General features: G+C 53.2%; 7 protein-coding genes and 1 tRNA gene. 5 read left to right on the top strand and 3 right to left on the bottom strand.

Annotation, left to right across the window (positions count from 1 at the left end; all coding sequences use genetic code 11):
* Nucleotides 1-31: 31 nt before the first annotated feature.
* The 4 genes from GX030_08135 to GX030_08150 all read left to right on the top strand — a co-directional run bounded on the left by GX030_08135 (nt 32) and on the right by GX030_08150 (nt 5,178).
* Nucleotides 32-1,714 (top strand): serine/threonine protein kinase, encoded by a 1,683-nt coding sequence (locus GX030_08135; GenBank protein NLV92346.1) that lies wholly within the window; start codon nt 32-34, stop codon nt 1,712-1,714.
* Between the two features lie 76 nt (nt 1,715-1,790).
* Complete coding sequence (locus GX030_08140; protein ID NLV92347.1) at nt 1,791-2,780, top strand: D-glycerate dehydrogenase; 990 nt, start codon at nt 1,791-1,793, stop codon at nt 2,778-2,780.
* Between the two features lie 292 nt (nt 2,781-3,072).
* Entirely contained in the window at nt 3,073-4,440 is a 1,368-nt protein-coding gene (locus GX030_08145) for an NCS2 family permease (protein ID NLV92348.1), read from the top strand.
* A 189-nt stretch (nt 4,441-4,629) separates the two neighbouring features.
* The gene (locus GX030_08150) at nt 4,630-5,178 is read left to right on the top strand and encodes an AbrB/MazE/SpoVT family DNA-binding domain-containing protein (protein NLV92349.1); all 549 of its coding nucleotides are present in this window, start codon (nt 4,630-4,632) and stop codon (nt 5,176-5,178) included.
* Between the two features lie 328 nt (nt 5,179-5,506).
* Here the strand turns inward: GX030_08150 and GX030_08155 are convergent, their stop codons facing one another.
* From GX030_08155 to GX030_08165, 3 genes are read right to left on the bottom strand one after another with little or no spacing between them, the layout of a single operon-like run.
* Complete coding sequence (locus GX030_08155; protein ID NLV92350.1) at nt 5,507-6,418, bottom strand: DNA polymerase domain-containing protein; 912 nt, start codon at nt 6,416-6,418, stop codon at nt 5,507-5,509.
* A complete protein-coding gene (locus tag GX030_08160; GenBank protein NLV92351.1) occupies nt 6,405-7,379 on the bottom strand; it encodes an ATP-dependent DNA ligase in 975 nt (324 codons plus the stop codon). The genes GX030_08155 and GX030_08160 overlap by 14 nt, the downstream gene beginning before the upstream one ends.
* A complete protein-coding gene (locus GX030_08165; GenBank protein ID NLV92352.1) occupies nt 7,376-8,194 on the bottom strand; it encodes a Ku protein in 819 nt (272 codons plus the stop codon). The genes GX030_08160 and GX030_08165 overlap by 4 nt, the downstream gene beginning before the upstream one ends.
* A 197-nt stretch (nt 8,195-8,391) precedes the next feature.
* On the opposite strand from GX030_08165, the gene GX030_08170 reads away from it, so the two are divergent.
* Nucleotides 8,392-8,467, top strand: a tRNA-Val gene (locus GX030_08170).
* The last annotated feature ends 146 nt before the right edge of the window (nt 8,468-8,613 follow it).

The following is an 8,613-nucleotide window of genomic DNA, read 5'->3' on the forward strand; positions in this document are numbered from 1 at the left end:
GTGCAGGTTATGGGTGATAGGAGGGATCAAAGTGCCGGGAACCTCTAGTCGGGAACCAACCCTGCCCCTAAGGCCTGTCGGGGACTATGGATTGGTGCCCAATGAACTTCTGCCGGATTTGCCGGAACGATATATCATTCAGCGCCGCTTGGAACGTGGGGGAAATGGCCAGGTGTACTTGGCTGTGGACCAATTGGCCCGTCGATCCGTCGCGGTGAAATGGATCCCTACCTCGGAGTACGGGCTAGATTCCCGTTGGGAGGCCGGGATTTTGGCGCAGCTGCAGCACCCCAACATCCCAACCCTCTACGATTGGGGTAGGACGGCCCTTGGCAGTTACCTAGTGATGGAGTATTTCCCGGGACATGATCTGTCGTGGTGGGTACAGACTCGAGGTCCCTTGCCCCCGGAGCGGGTGTGGATGGTGGTAGAACAGGTGCTGTCGGCCTTGAAGTATGCCCACAGCCGTGGGGTGTTCCATGGGGACATCAAGCCGGAGAACATAGTGATGGATGAACTGGGAATCGTAGGTTTGACGGATTTTGGCGCCAGTCGTACCTCCGATGGCCGAGGTCTTGGCGGGATCACTCACCGCTTTTCCGCCCCGGAGGTCAAGGAGGGAAAAGGGGGAGCAGCAGCGGATCTGTATTCTCTAGCCGCGACGGTAATGTATCTTCTGGGCAAACCAGTAGGAGGCCGCCCATCACCTCGGCGGGCGATGGAGTCCCTGCGTCGGGGCAAGGTGAATCCAAGGGTTCGGCGATTCTTGGCAAAGGCTCTGGATTCTGAACCGGCAAAGCGGCCCAGTCTGGCCCAATGGGAAGAGTGGGTGCAGGAAGTGCGACAGGTGTCCCCTTCCCAGGGCTTTTCGTGGCTGCAGGGTATACAGCGGGGAGCAAGGGCTTTGCTTCACTGGCGTGGAAGCAGAGTTCTTCTGGCGATGGAATGTGCCGGTCTGGTTTACTTGATCCACAACCTGCAGGTAGCGGGCAATCTGCTGTTTCCAGTGCCGACATCGATGGTGAGGCAGATGATGCTGCCCGGGGCTGCGTTTTTGCTCTCGTTGCTCAATCTACGGGCGGGACTGCTTTTTGCTCTGTGGTCCTTCTTGCCTGTTTTGATCACCCAGGTCTTGGGCTGGGCGGTGGCCTACTTCTTTTTTCTCCTGGTGATCACTCCCATCGCATCGCTGGCTCCCCAAGGGATGCTTCAGGCTCTGATCTACCCCTTCTTGCAGTCTTGGCACCTTGGCCTGGCCCTGGCGGTGCTGCTAGGCCGGCATCTGGGGCGATGGAAGGCCCTTTGGGCAGCCTCCTTGGGGCAGTGGTTGTTTCTGGTGGGCACCGGCTTGAGTCTGTCGCCCTTTATGGCAGAGTGGCTCCAATATGGATTAATCTCCGCGGGGAGAGGCTTGCAGCTGCGGGCCAGCTGGGTTGATGGCCTTCTGCCTGCCCTTGTCTTCAGTGTCAACGCCACCTCAGCGGTACAAATAGCTGTGGCAGGATTTGCCGGATGGCTTGCGGGCGGCTGGCTTGGGGCTTCCTTTCTCGAGGGGGCAGTGGCAGGGGTTGTGATCTGTCTCCTTGTTGCACTAACCTATGGGATCTTTAGCCTTCCAATTCCCTGGTATGATTTGGCTTTAGCCCTCGGTGGATATCTGCTTTTTGAGGCAGTGGATCATGGCTGGTTGCGGGCAAGTGAAAGAAGGAATTAAGAGGGATTTTCCTTGGGTACGGAAATACATGATATATGTGGAATATGAAGAAAATCATGGCAGGGAGTTGAAAAAGATGACCAACACTGAACAAAGGCCTAAGGTTTTTGTTACCAGACTAATTCCTGAAGCAGGAATGCAACTACTGCGCGAAAGTTGTGACGTCGAAGTCAATCCCGAAGACCGGGTTTTGAGCCGAGAAGAGCTAATTGCCGGAGTAAAGGAAGCGGATGCACTACTCTGTCTCCTGACCGATACCATCGATGAAGAGTTGCTGGCGGTCAACCCCAATTTGAAGGTGGTTAGCAATTACGCCGTGGGTTACAACAATATCGATGTTCAGGCCGCAACCAAGCGGGGCATTCCCGTTTGCAACACCCCTGGAGTTCTTACCGATGCCACCGCTGATACCGCCTGGGCTTTGCTGATGGCTGCAGCTCGGCGGGTGGTTGAAGCCGATCGGTTCGTTCGGGAAGGCAAGTTCAAGGGTTGGGGCCCGATGCTGATGTTAGGCGCCGATGTCACCGGTAAGACCCTGGGACTGGTGGGGATGGGACGGATCGGACAAGCCATGGCTCAGCGAGCTACGGGCTTTGAGATGAAAATTCTGTACTATGATGTCCAGCGCTATCCTGAAGCTGAAGAGAAGTACGGAGCAGTCTATCGGCCTTTGGAGGAACTTCTGGCAGAGTCAGATTTTGTCTCCCTTCATGTTCCCCTGCTGCCTTCTACCCATCATATCATTGGGGAGAAGGAGCTTGAATTAATGAAGCCCAGTGCCATTTTAGTGAACAGTGCCCGGGGTCCCTTGATCGATGAGGCGGCCTTGGTCAAGGCTCTACAGGAACGAAAGATCGCTGCCGCAGGATTAGATGTCTTTGAGAATGAACCGGAGCTGGCAGAAGGACTAGCAGAATTGGATAACGTGGTCCTCCTGCCTCACCTGGGCAGCGCGACCTACGACACCCGGGATAGGATGGCAGTCCTGGCTGCAAATAATCTGTTAGCAGTATTGAGAAATGAATCTCCTGCCCACTGTGTGAATCCGGAAGTCCTTCAAAAGTAGTGACTGGTTCGGGGTAAAATAATAGACCTGAAAGGCGACTGTGGAACCGAATTCCTACTGAAAGATGGGATTCGGTTCTCCCTTTTCGTGAAATAGTCAGACATAATACAAGAAAATTTACAGCAAAATTACATATTTGCCCAAAGTCCGGCAGGCAAAACCAATGTCAGGTTGAACTTACAGTTTGTGACAAATCTTTGGTATCATGAACAATTCACAGTGACGGGGTGGTAGCTGCAAAAAACATATTCAGTTGACAAAGGTATTCGGTGATAGAAGTTTTTAGTTGACGATGTATTTGGAGTTATGGAGAAGATTGGGAGGTATTGGGGTGTCGACAACTAGTTTGGAAACGGGATTCTTGGAAAGAACCTTTCGTCTGAAGGAGAATAACACTACGGTAAGAACGGAAATCGTAGCCGGGATTACCACCTTCATGACCATGGCATACATCCTATTTGTTAACCCAAGCATTCTACAGGAGGCAGGCATGCCCTTTAATGCAACCTTGTATGCCACTGCGTTCTCTGCAGCCTTTGCTACGTTGCTGATGGCCCTCCTGGCCAACTATCCCTTCGCCTTGGCGCCGGGTATGGGTCTAAACGCGTATTTTGCCTATTCCGTGGTGTTAGGCATGGGTGTCTCCTGGCAGACGGCACTGGGAGCTGTCTTTCTTTCTGGTGTGGTATTTATTCTGTTGACCGTGACCCGTGTGCGCGAGATGATCGTGGATGCGGTACCCGACAGTCTGAAGAGCGCAATTGGTGCCGGTATTGGGTTATTTATTGCTTTGATTGGGCTGGTCAATGCCGGGATTGTAGTCGGTGACCCAGCCACTACAGTGGCCTTAGGAGATGTCAAGAGCGCATCGGTACTTTTGGCCTTTGCCGGGTTGATTATCACTGGGATCCTGATGACCCTTAAGGTCAAGGGTGCAATTCTTTGGGGGATTCTGGCAACGACGATTCTGGGTATGCCCTTTGGTGTGACCCAAGTTCCCAGTGGTATTATCCAGTGGCCACGCTTGGGCGACTGGGCTCCTGTTTTCGGTAAACTAGATATTCTCGGTGCTCTCAAGCTAGGCTTCTTTGAGATTGTCTTCGCCTTCCTGTTTGTGGACATGGTTGATACCATTGGAACTTTGATCGGCGTTTCCAAGCAGGGTGGCTTTCTCAACAAGGAAGGCAAGCTGGAGAGAGTTAGCCCGGCATTGCTGTCCGATGCCGTGGGCACCGTGGCTGGGTCCATCTTCGGAACGCCGACGGTTACTACTTACGTGGAATCGGCCAGTGGAGTTGCCGTTGGCGGTAAGACTGGGCTGACTGCCGCTACCACAGCTGTTTGTTTCTTGCTGGCGCTGTTTTTCATGCCGATCATTGCGATAGTGCCCTCGGCTGCTACAGCTCCTGCGCTGATCATCGTGGGCTCGATGATGATCAAACAGGCGCTGGGCGTTGCTTGGGAAGATGCTTCCGAGGCGATCCCTGCCTTTATTACGATGGTAGCTATGCCCTTTACCTATAGTATTGCTACCGGTATTGCCCTTGGGTTCATCGTCTACCCACTGATCAAGCTGCTCTCTGGAAAGGGCAAGACTGTCCACTGGATGGTCTATGTGCTGGCGGTGTTGTTTATTTTCCGCTTTGCATACTTGGCCTAAGGGGTAATTGGCAAGAACCAATAGCGTGAGTGTACAGGGGATCCCGCTTGATGGGATCCCCTGTGTTGCGTCTAGCGGAAATTTACGGATCCTCCGTCTATATCGGCCTTTGCCCTCCTGCAATAAGCTGACAGGTGCGCATGAGTTTGCCGGAGTGGGGTCACAATATTGATGGAGGAGGTCTAGAAGATGAAAGCAACTGGCATTGTACGCAGGATAGATGAACTAGGCAGAGTAGTAGTGCCAAAAGAGTTGCGTCGCCAGCTCCGCATCGATGAAGGCGACGCAATTGAGATCTTTACCGAGTCCAATGGAGAAATAGTTTTGAAGAAATTTTCTCCGCTCTGGGGAATTCAACGGGATGTGGAAGGATACGCCGAAGCGTTAACGGAATCCACTGGATGTGAGGCTGTGATCACCGACAAGGATCAAGTTGTGGCCACCGGTGGGGTCCTCTCTGGCATGATTGGAACACAGACAACAGCGGCACTAAAACAGCTGGCTCGGGAGCGAACCAGTCAGATCATCGGCCAAGCTGGTCTCGAAAAGGAACCGTACTTAGAGTGGGATAGAGACTATAAACCATCATCCGTTGTTATCGCTCCAATTATCAGTCCAACCGGTGACCTGATTGGGACCGTTATTCTCAGTTCGCAGGAAAGGGAATTAGGTGAGTTCGAACTAAAACTGGCAGAAACGGCAGCAAGTTTTCTCAGTAAGCAAGTCGGGATTGACTAGGATACTTAAGGAAAAGGTGGCCATCGGGCCACCTTTCTTGTGTGCCTGGCATGTCTGTTGCGCCGATGGGCTGAAAGAAGCCTGTCGATCGGTGGCGACGAGTCAACTGAAGCCTTTGTCCCCTCAGCAGACTAACAGAGCAGAGTGCGGTAGATTGCCATAGAGCTAGAGACGCCGCATGAGCTCTGGGAAGAAACTGCAACCATGTAAACAAGAGAAGCGGAGAGTACAGCGAGATGGAGAGACAGTACGAGGCCCGTATGCACGGTTCTGGGAGAGGGACAAGGCTAGGGCTGATCACCTAGCCTTGCCCTACTCGATCATGCAATTATAGTCCCAGTTGGGGTAGGAGAGAGTCCAGGGACTGTCTGGTGGTCAGCACAGGAGCAAAGAGATCTCCCACTTGGTTGAGCCGATCAAGGACGTTATTGAGGTGAAACTGCTGTGGTTGAATCCACTCAAGCTCCTCCCAGGTAACGGGTATAGAGATTGGGGCCCCCGGTCGGGGTCGGGGACTGTACGCACAGACAATGGTCTTGGCATACAGGTTTTGCAAGTGATCGATGTAGACCCTTCCCGTCCGTTCCTTCACCAATCGCCGATTGGTCACTTTGGTGGGGTGAATTTGGCTGATGAGTTCGCCGAGAAAGCCGACAAAGCGACTGGTGACCTGAAAGGAGTACTTGGGCTCGATGGGGACGTAGATATGGATTCCGGTAGCCCCGGAAAGCTTGGGAAATCCCTTCAGATTGAGCTTGTCCAGGGCCGCCTTTACCACAAAGGCAATCGCCCGGGCATCCTCAAAGCTACTGCCTTCTTCCGGGTCAAGGTCAAAGACAATGACATCGGGAAACTGAGGATGCTCGATGGTAGATAACCAGGGGTTAAGTTCGAGAGCTGCTTGGTTGGCTAACCAGACCATCGTGGCTCGATTTGACACCAGGATGTAGTTGATGCGGCTGTTACCAGAGCCTGCGAGATAAGTGTCAACGAAATCTGGCGTTGAAGGAGGAGCGTTCTTTTGGTAAAAGGACTGGCCCTGGATACCATTGGGGTACCGGACCAGGGTAAGGGGACGTTGGCTAAGGTGGGGGGCTATGTAGTCATACACTTGGGCGTAGTAGCGAATCAGATCCCCCTTGGTATAACCAACGTCGGGCCAGAGGACCTTGTCGAGATTAGTTAACTTGACCCGGTGTCCTTCCACTTCCACCGTTTGCTGGACACTAGTTCTTGCCATGGGTTTCGTCCTTTCCTTGGGAAATCTGCTGCCAGGTACACTCCTGGGGTCTTTTGTCCGGTCGGATGCACACAAAGCTGGGGTGGCGAAGTCGCCCCTCTGGAGTCAGCTGGAAAAATCTTACTTCGCAGACCGTTTGCGGCACAACCCAGACGGTGGTTTGCAGGGTTTTCTCGTCGACGTTGCCCACTGCTAGCTGGGAGCGGGGAAGGACAAAGGCAGAGAAGAAACGGCGCATCGCCTGGGCTTCCGAGTCAGTGAAACCGGTACCAACGTGCCCGATGTAATCAAAGTGGGAGAAATTCCACAGTCCCAGGGCCAGAGAGGCGAGGGAATCGCCCTTGGGGGTAAACCCGAGAATACAGGCTTCCAAAGTTTGGATGACCTTGCATTTTAGCCAGAGGCGACTGCGTTTGCCGGGAAGGTAGGGACTGTTCAACGCCTTGGCCACGATTCCTTCGAGACCCTGCTGCCTGGCTACCTGGTAAAGACTGATTCCTTGAGTTGGGACGAAGGGGGAGATTAGAAGTGGTCCCTCTTCAACTAATCCTTCCTTGAGCCGCGTCCTTCGTTCCAGTAGAGGGGTTGACAGCAAGGGGGCACCGTCCCAGTGCAGCAAATCGAAGGCTAGATAGTTGACTGGCGTTGCATCAACCACCTGTGGGGATGGGCTTCGTCGACTGCGGTGCAACAGAGCGTGAAAATCTGGTTTGCCAGCGGTAAAGGCGACAATTTCTCCATCGAGGATCGCAGGCAATTTCCTCGCCCGGCGATGGAGTGTCAAAAGCTCTGGGAATTGGTGACTGAAGTCCCGACCGCTGCGACTGTACAATATTGTGCGATCCCGTTCCAGGTAGGCGATGCACCGAAATCCATCCCATTTTGGTTCAAAGAGATAGTCCCGGCTGTCAAAGGGTTGGTCGATGGACTCGGCCAACATGGGACGAATCAGCTTCATCATCGGCGCTGGGCCGGCCCAGCTATCGCCGGCTCTGGCTCCCGAGAATCCTCTGTTGCCCTAATGCTGGCCTCCAGGGCAGCGATCAAGTCGATGACTGTGTCGGTCTGCTGTGGACCGGGAGCGGCGACGACCTTGTCACCGGCAATCTTTCGGTTGATCAGGTTCATCAATTCCTCCCGATAGTTGTCGGTGTACTTGTGGGGATCGAAGCTAGAGGCAAGATTATTGATCAGGCTGACGGCCATTGCCAGTTCCCGTTCATGAATGTCTACCGGTTTGTTTAGCTCCGTCAGCAAGGATATCGCCCGCACCTCCGCAGGATAGAACATCGTTTCTAGGATCAAGGCATTCTCCGTAGCCCGAAGGGCGGCCAGGGACTCTTTGGAACGGATGAGGACTTTGGCAATAGCGATTCTCTGGGTTTCCTCCATGGCTCTGCGTAACAGTACGTAGGGCTTGGCCCCGCCGTCCTTGGGCTCAAGGTAATAGGTCTTATCAAAATAAACGGGATCAATTTCTGACAACTCCACGAAGTCAACGATGTCGATGGTGCGGCCCTGTTTAAAGGGGAGCGCCTCCAGTTCCTCTTCATCAATGATGACATAGCGGCCCTTTTCATACTCGTATCCGTAGACAATCTCATTATCGGTGATTTCCCGCTGGCATTGGGGACAGGTTTTCTGATATCGAATTGGTGTATGGCATTCCCCATGGAGATAGCGAAACTTGACCCGTTCCCGACTGGTGGCGGCATACATTTTCACAGGGATATGGACTAATCCAAAGCTGATGCTCCCGTTCCACAGACTGCGCATACCTTAACCTCCCTCGTCAGTAGAAGCACATTGTCCTAGATCGTAGCCTTTCCGTTCCAGGTTTCCTTCACACCCGTTAACCTTTACCGCTTCCCCCCCAGGGAAATCTCAATGAGAATTGGAGAAAAAGATGTTGACGAAAACCAAAGGGTTTGATATACTGAACTACGTCGCCGAGAGGCAAGTCATTACTTTGTGGGCGAATAGCTCAGCTGGGAGAGCACCTGCCTTACTAGCAGGGGGTCACAGGTTCGAGCCCTGTTTCGCCCACCAGCTTTTCACTGGTATTTGACTTGGCTTCAGCAATGTGATAAGATACTGGGGCAAGATGGTTGTGAAAAGGCGATAGTTATGACGTGGGCGAATAGCTCAGCTGGGAGAGCACCTGCCTTACAAGCAGGGGGTCACAGGTTCGAGCC

It is taken from the genome of Bacillota bacterium (assembly GCA_012727955.1).
Classification (GTDB): Bacteria; Bacillota; Limnochordia; order DTU087; family JAAYGB01; genus JAAYGB01.